This window comes from Roseateles sp. AC306 (assembly GCF_979253795.1).
The window spans coordinates 152,469-171,831 of record NZ_CEEDEB010000013.1; the positions used below are offsets into that span (position 1 = coordinate 152,469).

Consider the following 19,363-nt stretch of genomic DNA (forward strand, 5'->3'; position numbering starts at 1 on the left):
GCCGCCAGTGAGCGGGGCCGCGAGAATGCGCGCCGAAGCTGCTTCCCGTTCCCTCTCCGATGTCCCTGTTCAAGCGCCTGCTGGCCTGGTTTCACCCCGACACCTCCCGTCCCCTGACCCAGGCTTGGCTGGCCGCGTTATGGATGGGCCTCCTGGCCAACTGGCCGCTGTGGCAGCAGCTGCACGGCATGACCGATGTGAGGCCCGTCTTCACGCTGGCATTCGCCGGGATGATCACCGCCGCCACCGGTGCGCTGCTGAGCCTGCTGGCTTGGCCGCGCCTCATCAAGGGTGCGCTCGTCGTGCTGCTGCTGAGCGCCGGTGCGCTGGCCTACTTCATCGGCAGCTACGGCATCGTCTTCGATCCCACCATGGTCGTGAACATGGCGCAGACCGATGCGCGGGAGACGCGCGACCTGCTGAGCTGGCGCTTGCTGCTCAGCATCGCGCTGCTCGGTGCCCTGCCCGCCTGGTGGCTGTTGCGGAGGCCGGCGGCGCCCAGGCAGGCGCTGGTCAAACGCCTGGGCGGCAACGTCGCGGCCTTTGCCCTGGGCATTGGCGCGATGGTGCTGCTGGCGCTGAGCGTGTTCGCCGACCTGTCGTCGACGATGCGCAACTACAAGACCATCCGCTACATGGTCACGCCGCTGAATGCGGTCTATTCGATCAGCAGCGCCGCACTGCGCCGCCAGGCCGCGCCGAGCGGCCCGCCCGCCGTCATCGGCGCGGACGCCCGCCTGCTGCCGCGTGCCGATGGCACCAAACCGCCGCTGCTGCTGCTCGTGGTCGGCGAGACGGCGCGGGCCATGAACTTCAGCCTCAACGGCTACACGCGGCCGACCAACCCGGAGCTGGCCAGGCTGCCCGTGTTAAGCCTGCGCAACGTCACCTCCTGCGGCACGAGCACGGCGGCATCCCTGCCCTGCATGTTCTCGCCGCTGGGCCGTGACGCCTTTGGCGACGCGCGTGGCACGCAGGAAAACCTGCTCGACGTGTTGCAACGGGCCGGCCTGGCCGTGCTGTGGCTGGATAACCAGAGCGGCTGCAAGGGCCTCTGCGACCGCGTGCCCAACAGCTTCACGGCCAAGCTGCCCGACGGCGCCGCGCCGCTGCCGGCTGGCCTGTGCGATGGCGACGAATGCTTCGACGAGTCCCTGCTGCATGAACTGGACAAGCGCATCGCCGCGCTCGACCCGGAGCGCGTCAAGCGCGGCCTCGTCCTCGTCATGCACCAGATGGGCAGCCATGGCCCGGCCTACTTCAAGCGCTCGCCGCCCGACCTCAAGCCCTTCCAGCCCGAGTGCAGGAGCAACGCGCTGCAGCAGTGCCCACGCGAGCAGGTCGTCAACGGCTACGACAACACTATCGCGACGACCGACCGCCTGCTGGCCCGGTCCATCGCCTGGCTGCAGACGCAAAGCAGCCGCTTCGACGCGGGCATGCTCTACGTGTCCGACCACGGCGAGTCGCTCGGCGAGAACGGCCTCTACCTGCACGGCATGCCCTACGCAATGGCGCCCGCCGAGCAGACGCATGTGCCGATGGTGCTGTGGGTGCCCGAGGGCGGCGGCCTAGCCGCTTCACTGAAGCCGGGCTGCTTGGCCGCGCTGCGCGACAAACCTGCGTCGCATGACAACCTCTTCCACACCGCCATGGGCTGGGTGGGCGCCCGGGCGGATGTCTACAAGGCGGGGTGGGACTTGCTGGCCGGCTGCCGAAACTGAAGACCTTGTGAGACAGACCGTCCGGGCGCAGTGAGTACCTCGTGCCCAACTGAGCTGAAGGCCTGGTGGGACCGACCGACCGAGCGCAGCGAATAGCTCTGTCCCCAACTGGCTAGAACAGGTCGCCCTGCGCCGAAGATTTGCGTGGCCGTGTGAACAGCCCCAGTTGCACCTGCCGCCGCTTGTTGCGCAACCCCAGCTTGGTGACCGCCCGCTGGAACCGTGCCTGGAGCAACTGGGCCCAGACACCCTCGCCGGTGAAGCGCGTGCCGAAGCGGGCGTCGTTGTCCTTGCCGCCACGCATGTCTCGGATGCGCGCCATCACGCGGTCGGCACGGTCGGGAAAGTGGCGTTGCAGCCAGTCGTGGAACAACGGGTTCACCTCCCAGGGCAGCCGCACCGGGATGCTGAAGGCGCTGCTGGCGCCGGCCGCCGCAGCGGCCTCCAGGATGCGCTCCAGCTCCGGCTCGTTGATGAAGGGGATGATGGGCGACACGCTGACGCCCACCGGCACGCCGGCCTCGGCCAACGCCTGAACCGTGCGCAGCCGGCGTGCCGGTGCGGCGGCGCGCGGCTCCAGTATGCGGGCGAGATCGTTGTCCAGCGTCGTGATGGACAGGTAGACCGACACCAGGCCCTGCGCGGCCATCGGCGCGATCAGGTCCAGCTCACGCTCGATGCCGCTGCTCTTGGTGACGACCGAAAAAGGATGGCTGCATTCGGCCAGCACCTCGACGATGCGGCGTGTGATGCCCAGCCGGCGCTCGACCGGTTGATAGGCATCCGTCGCAGTACCCAGCACCAGCGAGCGCGGCTCATAGCGCGGCGAAGCCAACGTCTCGCGCAGGCGCTCCGCCGCGTTGACCTTGGCGACGATGCGCGTCTCGAAGTCAAGCCCCGGGGACAGGTTCAGGTAGCTGTGGGTGGGCCGGGCAAAACAGTAAACGCAGCCGTGCTCGCAGCCGCGGTACGGGTTGATGGAGTAGTCGAAGGAGATGTCGGGCGACTGGTTGCTGGTGACGATCTTCTTGGCATGTTCCTCGATGACCTCGGTAGCCAACGGCAGGTGCTCCTCGGCGGCGTCCTGATCCAGCGAACCCCAGCCGTCGTCATACTGCTCACGCTCGCGTTGCTCGAAGCGATGCGGCATGGACGTCGCCGTGCCACGGCCCTTGATGGAGTCGACGTGAACAAGGCCGGGTTGGGCGGAGGCAATGCGGGTGGGAGCGGGCGACATACTGTAAATATATACAGTATTCTGCGGTTTTCAAAGCAACAGCGAAGGCGCGACGGCCGGCCTGCAACCAGGTGTTTGCCTGAGCCCGATTCATGGTGGAAGCTAGGTAGTAATCAGCAGGCCGTTCCGCAGAAGTTCAGGGGACAGTCCCAACCCATGACCGAGGAAGCCCTGCCCGAACTCAAGTTGCTCGTCGTCGACGACGACCTGGACTCGGCCGAATCCCTGGCGTTCTGCCTTCAGCTCGAAGGCCGGAGCGTCCAGTACGCCACCTGCGGGGAAGACGCCCTCAAACTTGCCGAGACCTTCGCGCCCGACGTCGCCTTGATCGACGTTTTCATGCCCGAGGTCGATGGCCACGCGTTGGCGGCCGAGTTGCGCAAGCGCTTCGGTACCAGCATCGTCGTGGTCGCCATTACCGGCGCGCTCAAGAGCGTCGAGCTGGACGCCTTCGACGCCCATCTGATGAAGCCGATCAATTTCAACCAGCTGGATGCGCTGCTGAAGCAACGCCACGGCGGCGTCTGAGCTGCAGCGCTACTAATACTCGTCCCGCTCCACACCAACATAGCCCGGCGCGAGGTTCTCGAACTTGGTGTGCATCCGCTGGAACATCAGCTTCACGGTGCCCACCGGGCCGTTACGCTGTTTCGCAATGATGATCTCCGCCACACCCGGTTCTTTGCACTCGTCCTTGGTGTAGTACTCGTCGCGGTAGATGAACATGATGAAATTAGTAAAGAAATCCCAACCTGAAGCGAAGTTTTGACGCTTTGGCGTCAGAACAGGCCAAAAGCGGTCGAGCGCCGATTTCTGCGGTTGGGATGCAGAAAACGCTTGGCAGAACTTCAGCTTGAATTCGGGCTGTCGTTGAAAGTTTTACTTGTGGAAAACCAAGCCGAGGGTCGTCGGTTTTCGGCAAGCCAGCTTTCGCAGGTAGCCCTGATCGCCGACGTCACTGACGCGCAAAGCGATGCGCAACAGAATCCCCTCGATGCGTGACCTCAGCTGCCTCTCGCTAACGCCATGTCAGCGTGAGGCTGGCCGCCGCCGCTCGCAGTCGGCATGCGTGAGTCAGCAATGTGCCCGAAGCGGACGTCGGCACCGGCCTGCCAGGCCTCCAGAAAGCTGCCTTTCAACGGTTGATATGAGCCGGGCCGCCAGGCGTCGGCTGGATCGAACTGCTACGCCGCACCGCCGCCCGCATCAGGCGTTGGAACGCACAAACCAATGCGCCGACTGAACCGACGACCATCAGCAGCAAGCCCCACATCGCGAGGAAGGTTAGTGCAGCTTCTTCGTCTAGCTTAGAGCCCAACGACGAGACCATCATGGCCAGCGCGACCAGGAGTGCAAGCGCCAAAACTGCAAGCATTCGACCAACCGTACCGGTCCGCCACGCGGACCGCATTAGCACGACCGATGGCGCTACGACAACGACCGCTGCCACCAAGAAAGCCACGATGAATCCTGCGCTCATAGTTGCACCGGCGGCTCAACGTTTGACATGAGGGGCGGCCGCAAGTGGACAAAGCCCGCTTGTGGACGTCCCCTCGATGGAAGGGTTGGCCGTCATGTGAGCAACGCGCCCTTGAGGTTTGGCGCATGGTACTCAAGACGCCCATTCCTCGCGACGATGTAGCCATGGCCGCGCTGTTCGGGAACCGCCGCCCGGGCGAGTTCTTCGACTTCCATGGTGGTAAGCCAGCCGACGACTGCCCGTTCAAACGGGATGTCGACGAATAAGTGCTGCGCAAGGCCGAACAGCCATTCGTAAACCGCTTGTTCCCACTGTGCGGTGCTGGGTTCGCCGAACGGAAAGGCCCCGAGCCGACCGCGATGGCAAGACGCGGAAGGCCGAGAATGAAATGACGGCCTGCAGCGGCATGCTGGCGCGGGTCGGATTGAGCGACCGGTTAGCCATCTGCGTACAGTCCGTTGCTGGTGGCGAAGAGCTTGCAGCGATCACCCAGTTTGTCCGGATCCTCATAGAACAACTTGTCCAAGTCATCGAGTAACTTGTGCTCCGGCGCCGCATCATTGCCAACTGTTGGCATTTGATTGCACCGCTCGCCTTGATTCATAGGGACGAGCCTGCCTCCGAACAAAACTTCCTTCGCCCGGAGAAGTAGGCCCGCAGATACATTGGCCTCCAGCTCCCACAGTCCCGCCAAAGCAACCCCATACATCTCGCCAGAACTGTTCGAGAAAAACTGATCGAACCCACCGTTGTAAACCTCGCCAATGAGGCAGGACACCGCGAAATAGGTCTTCTCCTCTGACCTGAGGCCATTGAAGCCTGCTGAAGTGTCGTGAACACGACCAACAAGGTTGCGCCAGTATTTTCGTTCGGCGCTCTGCTCGTAAGCGCGATCCTCTTCGCGTTGACGCTTCCCGGCTTCGATTCGGTCGCGATATCCGCCCTTGCAGGGCATGCAAAGGCCATTGTTTTTCACTGCGGTGTCCGGATGAATTGACTCACCGCAGATGTTGCAAGGAAGACGATTGCTCATTCAGATGGCTAACGTATGAAGTTGAGCCGCGAGCAGCGGCCTGCCGACGGGAGTCGGCTCGAGCGAATGGTTAGGAGGCACATCTATGCGCACGGCCCTTCTCGATCGGGGTGAACTTCCAATTCGTGCGGCACTGACGGCCTGCAACCTTTCACGCATACATAAACTTCTTGAAAGTACGTTCCCCGGTCACTTTGACATTCATATTGCCGTTTGCCGGGCGTTCATCCGGTTCCATGGGTTGCGGCATCCGCGCGAGATGGGAGGTACCGAGGTTGAGGCGTTCCTGACCTGGTTGGCGGACGAGCGGCAAGTTGCCAGCGCGACGCACAAGCAGGCCTTGTCGGCACTGCTGTTTCTGTACACGAAGGTGCTGGAGCTCAACCTGCCGTGGATCAATCAGATCGAACGCCCACGCGTGCGCCGGAGGCTGCCAGTGGTACTGAGTCGCGACGAGGTGTCGGCGGTGCTGGGCGCATGGCCGGCGAGCTGGGCCTGCTGGCGCGGCTCCTCTACGGGACGGGAATGCGCATCAATGAAGCCTTGCAGCTGCGGGTCAAGGATGTGGACTTCGCCCATCAGGCGGTGATCGTGCGCGCTGGCAAGGGCGGTAAGGATCGCGTCCTGATGCTGCCCCAGGCCCTGGCTCAGCCGCTACGAGAGCAGCTCGCACGCTCTCGCAAAGTCTGGGCGGAGGACGTGGCTGCGGGGACGGCAGGGGTCGAGATGCCACACGCCTTGGAGCGCAAGTACCCGCAAGCCGGCGCGTCGTGGGCCTGGTTCTGGTTGTTCCCTCAAGACCACCACTCGACTGACCCGCGCAGCGGCGTTGAACGTCGGCACCATCTGTACGACCAGACCTTCCAGCGCGCCTTCAAACGCGCAGTCCGGGCCGCGCAGATCGACAAACCGGCCACGCCTCACACGCTGCGTCACTGCTTCGCGACCCATCTCCTCCAAGCGGGCAGCGATATTCGGACCGTGCAGGACTTGCTTGGCCACGCCGACGTAGCGACGACCATGATTTACACCCATGTGCTCAAGGTTGGCGGCGGTGGAGTGCGAAGTCCGCTGGACACACTGCCAGTCCCCGGAGCGCTCTGAAGCGGTCATTGGTGAGCTTCCGCTTCGGGCACGTTGCTGACCCTCAGACACCAACTCTCAACGACAGCAGCCATCCTGAAGCCGTCATCGGACGCGCCAGTGCAAGAGCAGCGGATTCAGTGCGCGCGAGCTTGGACCGCCTGCTCAACAGCGCGCAGGTTTCGCTCTCGGGCGCCTGCGCCAGGGCGGGTTCTTGCTTCACGAGCTATTCCGTTGAAGAGCTGACGTTCGACGCCCTCGAGTAACGGCCCCCGACGCCCAGCACCGACACAAGCTCAGTCCGCGCACCACCTCCACTCCACGACGCTCAGCTTGCCGTCAGCAAACCGGAAAGTGAATTTATCGGTGCAGATCTCGGCAAGGCCACGATAGGAAATCCAGTTGCTGCCGCTTTCGTCCGGAGCGCCAAGCTGTTTTTGCACATCAGTCGACCTCGAGGCGCCGACATGTATGTCGTTGACGAGATGCCCTTTGCGGCTGACTTGCAAGCTCATCAAAACTTGCTTTCCGGGCATATGCGGCGACTCCAGCCAAGAGACTCGCACATCTCGGCCCTGGAATTCCTTGATGACCAAGTCGCCTTCCGCCCTCGACGATTTGACTTTTGACGGTGTGGCGAGGTCGATGGCAGCTTGGGTGTACCCCTCGCCGAATCGATAGAACATCACTCTGGCTGCTTGCTGATCCGTCGTAGGTGCAGCCAGACATGAACAGGCAAGGAACGAGGCCGCAATAAGTGCTGCGTTCGGTTTGATCATCTGGCAGCGCATAGGTGAAGGCACGCGGAGGTTAATCAACCGAGCGGTTCGTCGTCACCGGCGGCTGCGATCTAGAAAGCCATTCAGATGCTTCCTGAATCACCTGGATTTCCATCTCGCCGACGCAAACCAACTGCCGCTCCGAGCAGACCGATCAACCAGACTGGCGACGATGTTCCTCCGCCGCCGGATGCCGCCGGAGCGGGCCCGGGGGCCGGACTGGGCGCTGGGGCTGGCGCTGGGGCTGGCGATGGAGTTGGCGCGGGCGCGGGCGCTGGGCCCGGCGTCGGCGCCGGTGAAGGCGCGGGAACGGGGATCGCCGTGCTGCCTTGCAGCGTGCCGCAGCGGCTCAGTGCGGTGCTCTGCAGGCCCAGCGAGCTGCGCGTCGGTGTGGTGTAGGCCGAAGGCGTCAACGCGTATTTCACGGCTTCAGCCCCGTCCAGCAGGCCGACGCCGCCGGTCATACCGTTCAGCGTGCACCGGTTCTTGTTGAGTGCCGTGCAGTAGCCCAACGCATAGGCCGTCACATGCGGGCGCGCGCTGGCCTTGAGGCCGGCCTCAATCTGCGCCAGCGTCAGCGCCGGGTTGGCGGCCCACATCAGCGCCGCCGCGCCGGCCACCTGGGGCGCGGCAAAGCTTGTGCCGCTGACGGCGCCATATCCGGCCGTGGACGGACCGTTCGTGCCTGTGTTGGTCGTCGAAACGATGCCGGTGTCGGCCAGGTCGGTGTCGCACGTGCCGGCGTTGTTGGTGTCGCCGCCCGGCACGGCGAGTTGCACCTCGGTGCCGAAGTTCGAGTAGATCGCCTTGAAGCCCTGGCGATTGGCGGCCGTGACGGCAAATACGCCGGCGCAGTTCGCAGGCCGGCCCACAGCGCCGCGCTGGTTGCCCGCCGCAGCGACGACCAGCACGCCGAGGTTACGAAGCTCGGTGATCGCGTCCGTATAGAGCCTGGCTGCGGCGGCGATGTTGGCATCGGCATCGGTCACGCTGCAGGACGCGCCCGTCACGCCAGCAAAGCCGATGACGAGGACCTTGGCCGGCGTGGGGTTGGTCGGCGCTCCGGCCACCGACAGGCCAGCCGCCCAGCGCATGCCGTCCACCATGTCGGCGACGGATGCGCCGCATTTGCCCGACACCCGCACCGGAAGGATGCGCGCATTCCAGTTGATCCCTGCCACGCCATTCGCGTTGTTTGTCACGGCGCCCAGTTGGCCCGCCACCAGGGTGCCATGCCAGCTGCTTTTCGGGTTGACGATGCAGCCGTCCCACAAGGCCGTGTTGCCGTTGAATTCGCTCTGGGTCAGTGCATCGCCGGGGTCGTTGGCGCCCGCGCTGCGACCTGTGCCGCCGTTGTTGGCGTACTCGGGTTTGCTGACGAAGTTGTAGCCCGTCAGCAGGTTGGCGTTCAGGTCGGGATGCGAGGTGACGCCCGAGTCGAGCACCGCGACGACAGGCGCGGCCGAGCCCTTGGTCGTGTCCCAGGCCTTGCTGAAGTTGGCGGCACCGGCGTTGGTCGTGTCGCTCTGGTCGTCCAGCCACCACTGGGCATTGGCGGGGTCGGTGGCGCGGAACAGCGTATCGGTGGGCACGGCGGCGCGCTGCTCGTGCAGGTCCTTCATCGCATGAGCCAGGCGGCGGTCGGCGCGCAGCGTAGCCAACCAGGCGGTTTGCTGCGCAGCGTCGGCCGGCGCCTGCACGCGCCACCAACCCGAGCCCAGCGGCCTGTCAACTTTCAGCGGCAGGCGGGCATCGGCTAGCACGCGGCTGATCTCGGCCTGCTGAGCGGCGCTGTCCTGGTTCCCGTCGGCGAGCTTGATGATCAGCGTTGTCGTCAAGTGCGACGCGGCAAAAACCGGCCCCACCCGCGTGGCCACGCCGATGGCCGTCACGGCGACACCAGCAACCGTCGCGGCGGCCACGAGCTGGTTGAAACGAAAGGCCCGCGAGGCGGGGCGGGGAGCAGGGGTGAGTGCAGGCAGGGTCTTCATCGCACCGCAACCTTAGGGGCCTGCGGTGAAGGGGCCATGACATAGACCCAACGGACTACAACCGCCGTCACGCATTCGTCATTCATGACGCGGTCACTGCCGCTTCCTAAGCTGCACGGCCCATGACCAAGCCCCCACACACCACACGCCGTCGCGGTTTCACGCTGCTGGAATTGCTCGTCGTCATGGTCATCATCGGCCTGCTGGCGGGCTATGTCGGCCCGAAGTTCTTCGGCCAGATCGGCAAGAGCGAGGTCAAGGCGACCAAGGCGCAGATCGATGCACTGCAGAAGTCGTTGGATCAGTACCGGCTGGATGTAGGCCGCTACCCGAGCACCGAACAGGGCCTGGCCGTGCTGGCGTCCAAGCCGGCGGATGAACCGAAGTGGGCCGGCCCCTACCTGAGCAAGGCCTTGCCGAAAGACCCCTGGGGCAACGATTACCAGTACCGCTCGCCGGGCGAGCACGGCGAGTACGACCTGCTGTCCTTCGGCAAGGATGGCCGCCCGGGTGGCGAAGGTGAAGACGCGGACCTGACATCCTGGTGAGGGCTGACATGGCCGAGTTCGACGTCCGCTACCTCGACGCTCAGCGCCAGCCGGTGCAGGCGCGCGTAGAGGCGGCAGACGCGGGCGGCGTTGCGGCGGCGCTGGGCTTGTCGCCGGCTGCACTGCTGGCGGTCGAACCCGTCAAGGGCGCCGTGTCAAAGGCGCGCGCCGGCGGCTTTCCGCGCCGGCAGTTCGCGCAGCAGCTCGCGGTGCTGCTCCGCGCCGGCATCCCGCTGCTGGAAGCCCTGCAGACGCTGCAATCGCAGGACAACGCGTCTGCGGTCAGCGCCGCGCTGGCGGGCGTCATCGCGCGCATCCAGTTGGGCGAATCCTTCTCTGCCGCACTCGCTTCCCAGCCGCAGGCATTTGACGGACTCTTCGTTGCCGTGGTCGAAGCCAGCGAGCGAAGCGGCCAGGTGGAACAGGCCTTGTTCGAGCAGGCCAGTTACCTCGCCTGGGTGGAGCAGCTGCGCGGCAAGCTGGTCGCCGCGGCCATCTATCCCACCATGCTGATCACGGCTGGCACCGTCGTCGTGCTGTTCCTGCTCGTCTTCGTCGTGCCACGTTTCGCCGGTTTGCTGGATGGCGTGGGTGGTGAGCTGCCATTCGCTTCGAGGGTGTTGATCGCCGTCGGCGCCTTCAGCGGTGCGCATCCGCTGGCACTGCTGCTGATCGCGGCTGGCGTCATCGCCCTGCCCGTCCTGGCCTGGCGGCGCGGGCTGCGGGAAGCGGCGCAGGCGCGGCTGTGGCAACTGCCACTGGTCGGGCCCAAGCTGCATCTGCTGGCGCTCGCGCAGCTCTACCGCTGCCTGGCCATGCTGCTGCTGGCGGGCGTGCCCATCGTGCCGGCTCTCGTCAACGCGCGAGGGGTGGCCGCTTCACATCTGCGTGCGGCGCTGGACCGCGCGACGGACGCCGTGCGGCTGGGCGAGCGCCTGTCGCTGTCGTTGGAGCGCGAGGGGCTGACGACGCCGGTATCGCTACGGATGCTGCGCGTGGGTGAGCACAGCGGCCAGTTGGGCTCGATGCTGGCCCAGGCTGCGGGCTTCTACGACGAGGAGTTGAGCCGCCTGTCCGACCTCGTCACCCGCCTCGTCAACCCGGCGCTGATGCTGATCATGGGCTTGGTCATCGGCACCGTTGTCGTCCTGATGTATCTGCCGATCTTTCAACTGGTGGACCAGGTTCAATGAACGCCCACGTCAACATCTCGCCCGAAGTGCTGGAACGCCTGCCCGCGTCGGACGCACCGTGGACGCTGACCTTCGAGCCCTGGCCCCACGCCGACGCGCAGCGCTGGCGCGCAGTCATGGCCACTTCGACCCGAGGGCGGTTGGCCTTGCTGGCCGACCGACCACTGGAGGCACTGCTGCGACTGCGCATCGAGTCGCGGCTGAAGAAGCCGGTGCTGTGGTGGCCTTGCGAGGCCGCCGAGGTGGATGCGCTGCTGGAGGCCGGCGAGGCCGACTACCGGGCTCTGGGGTCGATGGCAGAGAGCTTCGGCGATGCGGCTCACACAGAAACCGCTCAGGAGCTGTCCGCCCTCAATCTGTCGGAGCAGGCCAGCCCCGTCGTCCGCCTTCTCGATGCCACCCTCTACGACGCGCTGCAAGACGGCGCCAGCGACATCCACTTCGAGTGCCAGATGCGCGGCATGAAGATACGCAGCCGCATCGACGGCGTCATGCTTGACGTCAAGCAGATCGCCGACGTACAGGCCGCGGAACAGTTGGTCTCGCGCCTGAAGGTCATGGCTGAACTCGACATCGGTGAGCGTCGCCTCCCTCAGGACGGCCGTTTCAAGCTGCGCATGCAGGGCCGCGAGGTGGACTTCCGACTGTCCATCATGCCCAGCGTGTTTGGCGAGGACGCGGTCATCCGCGTGCTGGACCGCGCCCAGATCGAGGCGCAGGGCGCGCTGACGCTGGACGCGCTCGGCTTCGAGCCCGAGGCACGAGCGCAGATCCGCGCGCTGGCCCGCCAACCCCACGGCATGCTGCTTGTCACCGGCCCGACCGGCTCGGGCAAGACGACGACGCTCTACGCGGCGATCAGCGAGGTCAACACCGGCCGCGACAAGATCATCACCATCGAGGACCCCGTTGAGTACCAGCTGCCCGGTGTCGTGCAGATCCCCGTCAACGAGAAGAAGGGGCTGACGTTCGCGCGCGGCCTGCGTTCGGTGCTGCGCCACGACCCCGACCGCGTCATGGTGGGCGAGATCCGTGACCCGGAGACGGCGCAGATCGCCGTGCAGGCGGCGCTGACCGGCCATCTGGTCTTCAGCACGGTACACGCCAACAACGCCTTCGACGTGGTGGGCCGCTTCATGCACATGGGGCTGGACCTGTACAACGTCGTGTCGGCGTTGAACGGCGTGCTCGCGCAACGGCTGATGCGCATCAACTGCACACACTGCCGGCGACCGCTGCCGGCGACGCACGAACAGTTGCGCGACCACGGCCTGCCGGCGAACGCTGCATTGCTGCACGGCAAGGGTTGCACGCATTGCCGAGGCACCGGCTACAAGGGCCGCCGCGCCGTCAGCGAGCTGTTATGGCTGGACGACGAGCTGCGCGACCTGATCGCCAGTCGGGCGCCGCTGAGTCGCATCAAGGAAGCCGCGCGCGGGCGTGGCATGCGCTCGCTGCGCGATGCGGCCGTGGCACTGGTGCTGCGTGGCGATTCGACGCTTGAGGAACTCGAACGTGTCACGCTCGCGGACTGAGCGGCTGCTGCTTGCGGCCGAAGGCGCGGTGGTCGACGCCCAAAGCCAGACCTGGCCCGACTTCGCGGCCTGGTGCGCGGCGCACGCCGGTGCCCGCGTCGCGCTGTTGGCCGGGCCAGACCGGATGCACAGCCTGCTCGTGCCCGCAGATCTGCCCGTGGCCGATGAGGCCGCGTTGCTCGGCTATGCGCGGCTGCAGTTCACGCACTACTTCGGCCCGGTGGCGCAGCAGTGGCCGCTGGCCGCCTGGCCACGTGGCGCCTGCGCCTGGGCGGCTGGCGACATGGCCGCCCTGCACGCAACGGCCGCCACACAGCGCGTGCGCATCGTCTCGCTGCGACCGAGCTGGGCTGCGGCAGCCTCCGCAGACGGCGACACGGCAGTCATCGACGGCGGCATGCTGACCTGGCTGCGCCGGCGCAACGGCAGCCTCGTCGAGCTGCATCAGCGCCATGTCGACGACGAGTTGCTAAGCGAGCTGCACGGCGCACAGGTCGTGCATGCCAGGGACCTGCTCGCTGCGGCCGGCGGCCAGGCCGAACCCGACTTCATCACCCAACCTTCGCGCGCCCGGCCGCTGATCTGGGCCTGGGCCGCCATGGCTGCTGCGGCCTGCGTGCTCGTAGCCCTGCAGGCCCAAGGCCAGCACGACGAAGGCCGACGCCTGGCCGAACAGGCCGCCGTGCTCGATCGCATGGCGCAGCCGGCCAGGGTCACCAAGGCCAGGCCAACCAATCCGGCAGCCCGCGGCCGGTCCTGGGCGGCGGCCCGCCAACTCGATACCGACTGGGCCGCGCTGTGGGGCAACGTTGAACGTGCCGTGCCCCCGGGCGTGCAACTCGAGGCGCTGGACCTGGACCGTCTGGCCCTGCGCCTGGAGGGCCAGGCCACTGACGCCGACGCGGTCACCCGCCTCGTCGATCGCCTTTCCGTGCATGCAGCCCCGGGCGAAGAGGTGGTGCTGACGCGCCTGCAGCGCCCCGAGCCGCCGGCAGATTCAGGCGGGCTGCGCTTCGAGGTCACACGCCGCACGGGCGCCGCACGATGAGGCGCTGGATCATCCAAGCCCGTCGCCTGGGCTGGCCCGCCGCGCTGGCGGCCGTGTTGACGCTTGCCGCTGTCATCGGCGCGGCGTGGCTGCCGCGCGAACAGGCGCTGCTGGACGCACAGCGCCAGTCCCTCATTGCCCGCCGCGCCGCCTTGCAGCCGCGCGCGCCAGGCTCCACCCCGGCAGACGACAGCGCCGCATTTGCGGCCAGCCTGCCGCCCGACAGCGAGCGCCAGGCCCGCACCGCCGCGTTGCTGGCGTTGGCGGCCGAATTGGGCCTGCCCTGGCCGCGCAGCGAGTTCCGCTACCAGGCGGACCGCGAGCTGGGCCTGGCGCAATACCGCGTGGCCATGCAGCTCAATGGCCGCTACGGCGCGCTGCGCGACTTTGTCGCCGAAGCCTTGAAGCGCGACCCGGCGCTGTCGCTGGACGGCCTGCGTCTGCGTCGCGACCCCAACGGCCAGCTGAAGGCGGAACTGGCCTGGGTGCTGCACATGCGGATGGCGCCATGAACAAGCCCGCACCGCGACAGCTCGCCCTGTTCGCCGCGCTGGGCCTGAGCCTGGTGGCGACGGCCTGGGTGTCGCAGGAGGACACGCCAGAACCGGTCACCGCTGCGCCACGTCGCGCCGCCACCACCGCGGCCGCCGCTGCCACCGGCACCGGCACACAGGCCGACTGGCCGGGCCCCGCCGCCAGTGTGCGCACCGAGTGGCCGACCGCCGACTCCAGGGCCCGCAGTGCATGGGGCGAGGCGCCGCCCGTGGCCGCCGTGCCCGCACCGCCAGTCATCGAGCCGACCGAAGCACAAGCGCCACCAGCCCTGACAGCACCGGCCTTTCCCTACCAGCTTGTCGGCCGCCTGACCGACGGCGCCTCGCGCGCCATCCTCAACAACGCCCAGCGCAGCGCCGTCGTCGGCGTGGGCGAGGTCATCGACGGCCAATGGCGCGTGGACGCTGTCGAGGCCGGGGGCCTGCGCCTGACGTTCCTGCCCTTGGGTATCTCCCAGTTCATCTCGTTCGCCGCCGCATGATCCGACCCGCCGCCACCGCCCTTGTCCTCCTGCTGCTGGCCGCCTGCGCGGGGCATCCGGCCCTGCGCGACGCCGACACGCTGGCCCGCCGGGGCGAGTACGACGGCGCCTGGCGGCTGCTGCGCGATGCGGCTGCGTCTGCGCCGCAGGACACCGAGCTGCGCATTGCGCTTCAACGCCAGCGCGAGCTGAGCCTGCTGGCGCTGGCCACCCAGGCCGAGAACGCCCGCGCCACCGGTCAGCTGGACGCTGCGGCCGAATTGCTTCAGGGCATGCAGGCCATCGACGCGCAGGCCCCGCGCACCCGGTCGCTGCAGGCCGCGCTGCGCCGCGCGCGTGACCACCAGGCCCGCATTGCGCAGGCCTCGCGCCAGTTGCAAGCCGGCCAGCTGGACGCGGCTCGCGAGGCGGTCAACCACGTGCTGGCCGAAGACCCCGGCCAGCCCACCGCGCTGGCCCTGCAACAAAAACTGCGCCAGCGCTATGCGCCGCCGCCGGTGCCGTCGACGCTGGCTGCGGCCTACCAGAAGCCGGTCAGCCTGGAGTTTCGCGACGCGCCGCTGCGCACGGTGTTTGAAGCTCTGGGCCGAGGCGCGGGCGTCAACTTCGTGTTCGACAAGGACGTCAAGGGCGATGCGCGCGTCAGCCTCTACCTGAAGGATGTCAGCGTTGACGAGGCCATGCGCATCGTGCTCAGCACGCAGCAACTGGAGCGCAAGCTGCTAAACGACAACTCGGTGTTGATCTACCCCAACACGCAGCAAAAGCAACGCGAGCACCAGGAGCTGGTCACGCGCAGCTTCTACCTGAACAACGCCGACGTGAAGCAGGCCCAGGCGCTGGTGCGCATGATGGCCAAGACGCGCGACCTGTTCATTGACGAACGGCTGAACCTGCTGGTCGCGCGCGACACGCCCGAAGTCATCGCGATGATCGAGCAGCTCGTCGCCGGCCTGGACCTGCCCGAGCCCGAGGTGATGCTCGACGTGGAGGTGCTGGAGCTGGCCACCGACCGCACCACCGAGGCCGGGCTGAACTGGGCGACCGAGGCCACCTACGGCAGCGCCGACCTGGCGAACATGGTGCCCTGGGCCACGCGCGGCAGCTTTCGCACACTGGTAGCCAACCCGGTGGTTGCTGCACGCCTCAAGGCCACGACGGGTGGCAGCAACCTGCTGGCCAACCCCAAGCTGCGCGCGCGCAACAAGGAAAAAGCCAAGATCCAGATCGGCGACAAGGTGCCGGTGTTCACGAGCACCTCGACGGCGAACGTGGGCGTGTCCACGGCCGTCACCTACATCGACGTGGGCCTGAAGCTGGAGGTGGAGCCCACCGTGCAGCTGGACAACGAGGTCATCATGAAGGTCAGCCTCGAAGTGAGCAGCCTGGGGCTGAAGGAAAGCTCCGGCGGGCCGCAGCCGACCAGCGCCTACCGCATCGGCTCGCGCACGGCCAGCACGTCCCTGCGGCTGCGCGACGGCGAGACGCAGGTGCTGGCCGGCCTCATCAACGACGAGGACCGCAAGAACATCAGCGGCGTGCCCTATGCATCGGAGGCGCCGCTGCTGGGCCGCTTGTTCGGCGTGCACACCGACAGCCGCAAGAAGACGGAGATCGTGCTGCTCATCACACCGCATGTGCTGCGCAACCTCAGCCTGCCGGACGCGAGCCAGACCATCCTTGCCTCCGGCTTTGATGCCAACCCGGGCGCGGAGGGCGTGCGGCTGCGTTCGCGGGGCAGCGTGGCGGCGCCGATGGCGGGCGAGGCACCGGCCGCCCTCTCGACCGCACCGGCCCCACGCGAGGGCGAAGCTGTCGTCGATCTGCAGACCAGCGGCAACGCCGCCGTCGGCGAGACGCTGTCCGTCGGCCTGACGAATATGGCGCCCGTATCAGTGTCCGGCACGCTGATCTACGACGTCTCGCTGTTCATGCGCGCCGATGCCAGCGGCGCGGAAGCCAGCAGCGGCAGCATCGACATCGAGCTGGCGCCGCAGGCTCAGAAGGTGGTGGTGCTGCGCGCGAGACCGGGAGCGTCGGGACAGTCGGGCGTCATCGAGTTCGTCAACACGAAGGCGATTGGACCCAAGGGCGAGGCGCTGGCCGTGCGCGTGGAGGGCGAATCCCATGTCGAAGTCCGCTGATCGGGGCTTCACCCTGATCGAGATGCTGGCGGTGGTCACCATCGTCGGCGTCCTCGCAGCGGCCGCGCAGCCCCTGGCGGTGTGGGTGCAAAAGCGCCAGCGAGAGAGCGAACTGCGTCAGGCGCTGCGCACGCTGCGCGGCGGGATCGACGCTTACTGGCATGCCGCCCGCGAAGGCCGCATCACGCTGAAGGCAGACGACAGCGGCTACCCACCCGACCTTGACCGACTCGTGCAGGGCGTGCCCGACGCCCGGGACCCCTCAGGCAAGCGCCGCATCTACTTCTTGCGCAGCCTGCCGCGCGACCCGCTGGCCGACGCGAGCCTGGCCGCATCCGAGACCTGGGCCTTGCGCAGCTACGACAGCCCGCCCGAGGCACCGGCGGCGGGACGGGATGTCTTCGATGTGCATTCAAGATCGGACGGCATCGCCATCGACGGCACGAGGTACAGCACTTGGTGATGAAGACGCAAGGCTTCACGCTCATCGAGCTGATCGTGGTCATGGCCATCGTGGCGCTGCTCGCCGGCATCGCTGCGCCACGTTACTTCGCCTCGGTGGACCGCGCCAAGGCCAACACGCTGCGCTCGTCGCTGGCCGTCATGCGCGACGCGCTGGACAAGTACGCCGCCGACAAGGGCCGCTACCCCGACTCGCTGGAGCAGCTCGCCCAGGACCGCTACCTGCGCCAGGTGCCCGAGGACCCGCTGACCGGCAGCACGCAAAGCTGGGTCACGCTGCCGCCGCCTGCCAACGCCGATCTGCCCGGGCAGGTCGCCGACGTACGCAGTGGCGCGGCCGGCCGCGCGCCGGACGGGAGGCTTTATGCGGACTGGTGACGTCTTGCGCCAGCGCGGGTTTACCTACCTCCTGCTGCTTTTTGTACTGACCCTGGGTGGCGTCGGCCTGGCGGCCCTGGGCGAGCGCGAGCAGACCCGACAGCAACGCGAGCGGGAGGCCGAGCTGCGCTTTCGCGGCGAGGCCATTGCGGCGGCGCTGGGCCGCTATGCCGAGGCCACGCCGGCGGGGCACCTGCCACTGCCGCATGGCCTGGACGACCTGCTTGCCGACCACCGCTTTCCCAAGCCGCTACGCCACCTGCGCCAGCTCTATGCCGACCCCTTTACAGGCCGACCCGACTGGGAGCCGGTGCTGGGCCAGGCGGCCGTGGCTGGCGGCAGCGAAGGCGCCGCCAGCGCTCCGATGGCCGCAGCCACGGGCATCGTCGGCGTGCGCAGCCGCTCGAACCGCCGCCTGTTCGCCACGGCACGCGGTGGTGCGACCGCACACGACTGGGTATTCGCAGCACAGGCCATGACGGTTTTGACACCTGCCGAATGAGCCGATCGGCTCATCTCTTGGTCAAGCCTTCAACGCACCGTCACGTCGCGTTTCTAAAGTTTCCATTCTGTGAGTTCGTCGCGAAGTTTTGTGACGCGCCCTTCCGTTCCCGCGACGCTGAACGCTGCCCATGACTACAAACGACAACAAGGCCGCACCCTCCCCCAACCACGACCCTGTCGAAGCCATCGTCCGCGCGGCAGAGTCCGCGCTGACAGTGCGCCGTCGCTACCAGTTTTTCGTCTGGACCCAGAGCTACCTCAGCCGCCTCATCCCGCACCAGCTCGCCGTTTGCGGCAGCTATGACCGGGCCTCGCGCGAACTGCTCTTCGATGTCTTCAACAGCGTCACCCTGGCGCCCGCGCTGATGGACGCCCTCGGTGACGCGCGCAGCCTGCTGATGCAGCATTGGCAGGCCGGCTGGCTTGAGGAGCGCGGCAAGCCCGCCGTCATCAACACGGACGACCTCCCCTTCGCGTCGCTCGGCACCGTGCGCGACGCGCTGCTGGCAGCCCAGTTCCACGCCGTCCTCGTGCACGGCGTGTCGCGCCCGCAGCGGCCGCATGAGATCGAGAGCTTCTTCATCTTTGCCGCTCAGGACGGCATGGCCCTGGCCGCTCTGGCGGATCGGCTGGAGCTTCTGCTGCCCCACATCCACGGCGCTTGGCAGCGCGTGCAGGCCGTGGAGCGCGACGTGGCCGGCATCGGTACGCCGCAGCCACCCGCCATCCGCGTGGGCGGCGTGACGCAACGTGAGCGCGAGATCCTCAGCTGGCTGCGTGAGGGCAAGAGCAACCAGCAGATTGCCGATGAGCTCGGCATCAGCGCGTTGACCGTGAAGAACCACGTGCAGAAGATCCTGCGCAAGCTCAACGCGGCCAACCGCGCGCAGGCCGTGGCGCAGGCAATGTCGCTGCAATTGCTGGAGCGGGTGGCGACGCCGCCGGTCTCGCGGCTGCGGCCGCTGCCGTGAGACGCGAAGCGGCAACGCCAAACGGCTCACGGGTTTGCGCGTAGTCCGTTCGGACTGCGAACGAAATCAGGCCCTGATGCCCCTGTCACCTGAGCCCACAAGAATGCCGGTTGAAACGATCTTTGGATCACTGCTCTTTGAACGCGGGTCACCTTGACCCAGGCGCCCAAGGCCACCGCCGATTGCACGACGCGATCCAGGGGAGGCAGCCAGGCGT

General features: G+C 67.0%; 22 protein-coding genes and 1 pseudogene. 17 read left to right on the forward strand and 6 right to left on the reverse strand.

Features of this window, described 5'->3' with window-relative positions; genetic code table 11:
* Positions 1-59 precede the first annotated feature (59 nt).
* Positions 60-1,724 carry a phosphoethanolamine transferase gene (locus AC0IZJ_RS21995; protein ID WP_471853697.1) on the forward strand — a complete coding sequence of 555 codons (1,665 nt, stop codon included), beginning with the start codon at positions 60-62 and terminating at the stop codon, positions 1,722-1,724.
* A gap of 112 nt (positions 1,725-1,836) precedes the next feature.
* Here AC0IZJ_RS21995 and AC0IZJ_RS22000 read toward each other — a convergent pair whose 3' ends face one another.
* Positions 1,837-2,961, reverse strand: a complete 1,125-nt coding sequence (locus AC0IZJ_RS22000) for a PA0069 family radical SAM protein (protein ID WP_471853698.1) — start codon at positions 2,959-2,961, stop codon at positions 1,837-1,839.
* Between the two features lie 156 nt (positions 2,962-3,117).
* Here AC0IZJ_RS22000 and AC0IZJ_RS22005 point away from each other — a divergent pair, with 156 nt between their 5' ends.
* Positions 3,118-3,489, forward strand: coding sequence for a response regulator (locus AC0IZJ_RS22005; protein WP_471853700.1), 372 nt, complete (start codon positions 3,118-3,120; stop codon positions 3,487-3,489).
* 12 nt (positions 3,490-3,501) lie between these two features.
* Here the strand turns inward: AC0IZJ_RS22005 and AC0IZJ_RS22010 are convergent.
* Positions 3,502-3,693 (reverse strand): annotated as a pseudogene (locus AC0IZJ_RS22010) (DnaB-like helicase C-terminal domain-containing protein); the annotation flags it as partial.
* A 105-nt stretch (positions 3,694-3,798) separates the two neighbouring features.
* On the opposite strand from AC0IZJ_RS22010, the gene AC0IZJ_RS22015 reads away from it, so the two are divergent.
* On the forward strand, positions 3,799-3,963 hold the full coding sequence (locus AC0IZJ_RS22015; RefSeq protein WP_471853701.1) for a hypothetical protein: 165 nt from the start codon (positions 3,799-3,801) through the stop codon (positions 3,961-3,963).
* Positions 3,964-4,096: 133 nt separating this feature from the next.
* On the opposite strand, the gene AC0IZJ_RS22020 is transcribed toward AC0IZJ_RS22015, so the two are convergent.
* Positions 4,097-4,336, reverse strand: a complete 240-nt coding sequence (locus tag AC0IZJ_RS22020; protein WP_471853702.1) for a hypothetical protein — start codon at positions 4,334-4,336, stop codon at positions 4,097-4,099.
* Positions 4,337-4,877: 541 nt separating this feature from the next.
* Positions 4,878-5,474 (reverse strand): DMP19 family protein, encoded by a 597-nt coding sequence (locus tag AC0IZJ_RS22025; RefSeq protein WP_471853703.1) that lies wholly within the window; start codon positions 5,472-5,474, stop codon positions 4,878-4,880.
* A 259-nt stretch (positions 5,475-5,733) separates the two neighbouring features.
* On the opposite strand from AC0IZJ_RS22025, the gene AC0IZJ_RS22030 reads away from it, so the two are divergent.
* From AC0IZJ_RS22030 to AC0IZJ_RS22040, 3 genes are read left to right on the forward strand one after another with little or no spacing between them, the layout of a single operon-like run.
* On the forward strand, positions 5,734-6,063 hold the full coding sequence (locus AC0IZJ_RS22030) for a phage integrase N-terminal SAM-like domain-containing protein (protein ID WP_471853730.1): 330 nt from the start codon (positions 5,734-5,736) through the stop codon (positions 6,061-6,063).
* Positions 5,952-6,578 (forward strand): integron integrase, encoded by a 627-nt coding sequence (locus tag AC0IZJ_RS22035; protein WP_471853704.1) that lies wholly within the window; start codon positions 5,952-5,954, stop codon positions 6,576-6,578. Before AC0IZJ_RS22030 ends, AC0IZJ_RS22035 begins: the two co-directional genes overlap by 112 nt.
* An 11-nt stretch (positions 6,579-6,589) precedes the next feature.
* Positions 6,590-6,823 carry a hypothetical protein gene (locus AC0IZJ_RS22040; RefSeq protein WP_471853706.1) on the forward strand — a complete coding sequence of 78 codons (234 nt, stop codon included), beginning with the start codon at positions 6,590-6,592 and terminating at the stop codon, positions 6,821-6,823.
* A 30-nt stretch (positions 6,824-6,853) separates the two neighbouring features.
* Here AC0IZJ_RS22040 and AC0IZJ_RS22045 read toward each other — a convergent pair whose 3' ends face one another.
* Both AC0IZJ_RS22045 and AC0IZJ_RS22050 read right to left on the reverse strand, forming a co-directional pair.
* On the reverse strand, positions 6,854-7,336 hold the full coding sequence (locus AC0IZJ_RS22045; protein WP_471853707.1) for a hypothetical protein: 483 nt from the start codon (positions 7,334-7,336) through the stop codon (positions 6,854-6,856).
* 83 nt (positions 7,337-7,419) lie between these two features.
* Positions 7,420-9,327, reverse strand: a complete 1,908-nt coding sequence (locus AC0IZJ_RS22050; protein WP_471853708.1) for a S8 family serine peptidase — start codon at positions 9,325-9,327, stop codon at positions 7,420-7,422.
* Between the two features lie 122 nt (positions 9,328-9,449).
* Between AC0IZJ_RS22050 and gspG the strand changes: the two genes are divergently transcribed.
* The 11 genes from gspG (at position 9,450) to AC0IZJ_RS22105 (ending at position 19,146) form a co-directional block, all read left to right on the forward strand.
* Complete coding sequence (gene gspG / locus AC0IZJ_RS22055) at positions 9,450-9,875, forward strand: type II secretion system major pseudopilin GspG (RefSeq protein WP_471853709.1); 426 nt, start codon at positions 9,450-9,452, stop codon at positions 9,873-9,875.
* Positions 9,876-9,883: 8 nt separating this feature from the next.
* Entirely contained in the window at positions 9,884-11,068 is a 1,185-nt protein-coding gene (locus tag AC0IZJ_RS22060; RefSeq protein WP_471853710.1) for a type II secretion system F family protein, read from the forward strand.
* Positions 11,065-12,603, forward strand: a complete 1,539-nt coding sequence (locus AC0IZJ_RS22065; protein WP_471853711.1) for a GspE/PulE family protein — start codon at positions 11,065-11,067, stop codon at positions 12,601-12,603. Before AC0IZJ_RS22060 ends, AC0IZJ_RS22065 begins: the two co-directional genes overlap by 4 nt.
* Complete coding sequence (locus AC0IZJ_RS22070) at positions 12,584-13,651, forward strand: PilN domain-containing protein (RefSeq protein WP_471853712.1); 1,068 nt, start codon at positions 12,584-12,586, stop codon at positions 13,649-13,651. Before AC0IZJ_RS22065 ends, AC0IZJ_RS22070 begins: the two co-directional genes overlap by 20 nt.
* Entirely contained in the window at positions 13,648-14,163 is a 516-nt protein-coding gene (locus tag AC0IZJ_RS22075) for a hypothetical protein (RefSeq protein WP_471853713.1), read from the forward strand. The genes AC0IZJ_RS22070 and AC0IZJ_RS22075 overlap by 4 nt, the downstream gene beginning before the upstream one ends.
* Positions 14,160-14,687: a hypothetical protein gene (locus AC0IZJ_RS22080; protein WP_471853714.1), complete on the forward strand. Its 528-nt coding sequence runs from the start codon at positions 14,160-14,162 to the stop codon at positions 14,685-14,687. Before AC0IZJ_RS22075 ends, AC0IZJ_RS22080 begins: the two co-directional genes overlap by 4 nt.
* A complete protein-coding gene (locus tag AC0IZJ_RS22085; protein ID WP_471853715.1) occupies positions 14,684-16,831 on the forward strand; it encodes a secretin and TonB N-terminal domain-containing protein in 2,148 nt (715 codons plus the stop codon). Before AC0IZJ_RS22080 ends, AC0IZJ_RS22085 begins: the two co-directional genes overlap by 4 nt.
* Positions 16,815-17,294 (forward strand): type II secretion system protein, encoded by a 480-nt coding sequence (locus AC0IZJ_RS22090; RefSeq protein ID WP_471853716.1) that lies wholly within the window; start codon positions 16,815-16,817, stop codon positions 17,292-17,294. The genes AC0IZJ_RS22085 and AC0IZJ_RS22090 overlap by 17 nt, the downstream gene beginning before the upstream one ends.
* Positions 17,294-17,671, forward strand: a complete 378-nt coding sequence (locus AC0IZJ_RS22095) for a type II secretion system protein (RefSeq protein ID WP_471853717.1) — start codon at positions 17,294-17,296, stop codon at positions 17,669-17,671. The genes AC0IZJ_RS22090 and AC0IZJ_RS22095 overlap by 1 nt, the downstream gene beginning before the upstream one ends.
* Positions 17,658-18,173 (forward strand): type II secretion system protein, encoded by a 516-nt coding sequence (locus AC0IZJ_RS22100; RefSeq protein ID WP_471853718.1) that lies wholly within the window; start codon positions 17,658-17,660, stop codon positions 18,171-18,173. The genes AC0IZJ_RS22095 and AC0IZJ_RS22100 overlap by 14 nt, the downstream gene beginning before the upstream one ends.
* A 130-nt stretch (positions 18,174-18,303) precedes the next feature.
* The gene (locus AC0IZJ_RS22105) at positions 18,304-19,146 is read left to right on the forward strand and encodes a helix-turn-helix transcriptional regulator (protein ID WP_471853719.1); all 843 of its coding nucleotides are present in this window, start codon (positions 18,304-18,306) and stop codon (positions 19,144-19,146) included.
* The last annotated feature ends 217 nt before the right edge of the window (positions 19,147-19,363 follow it).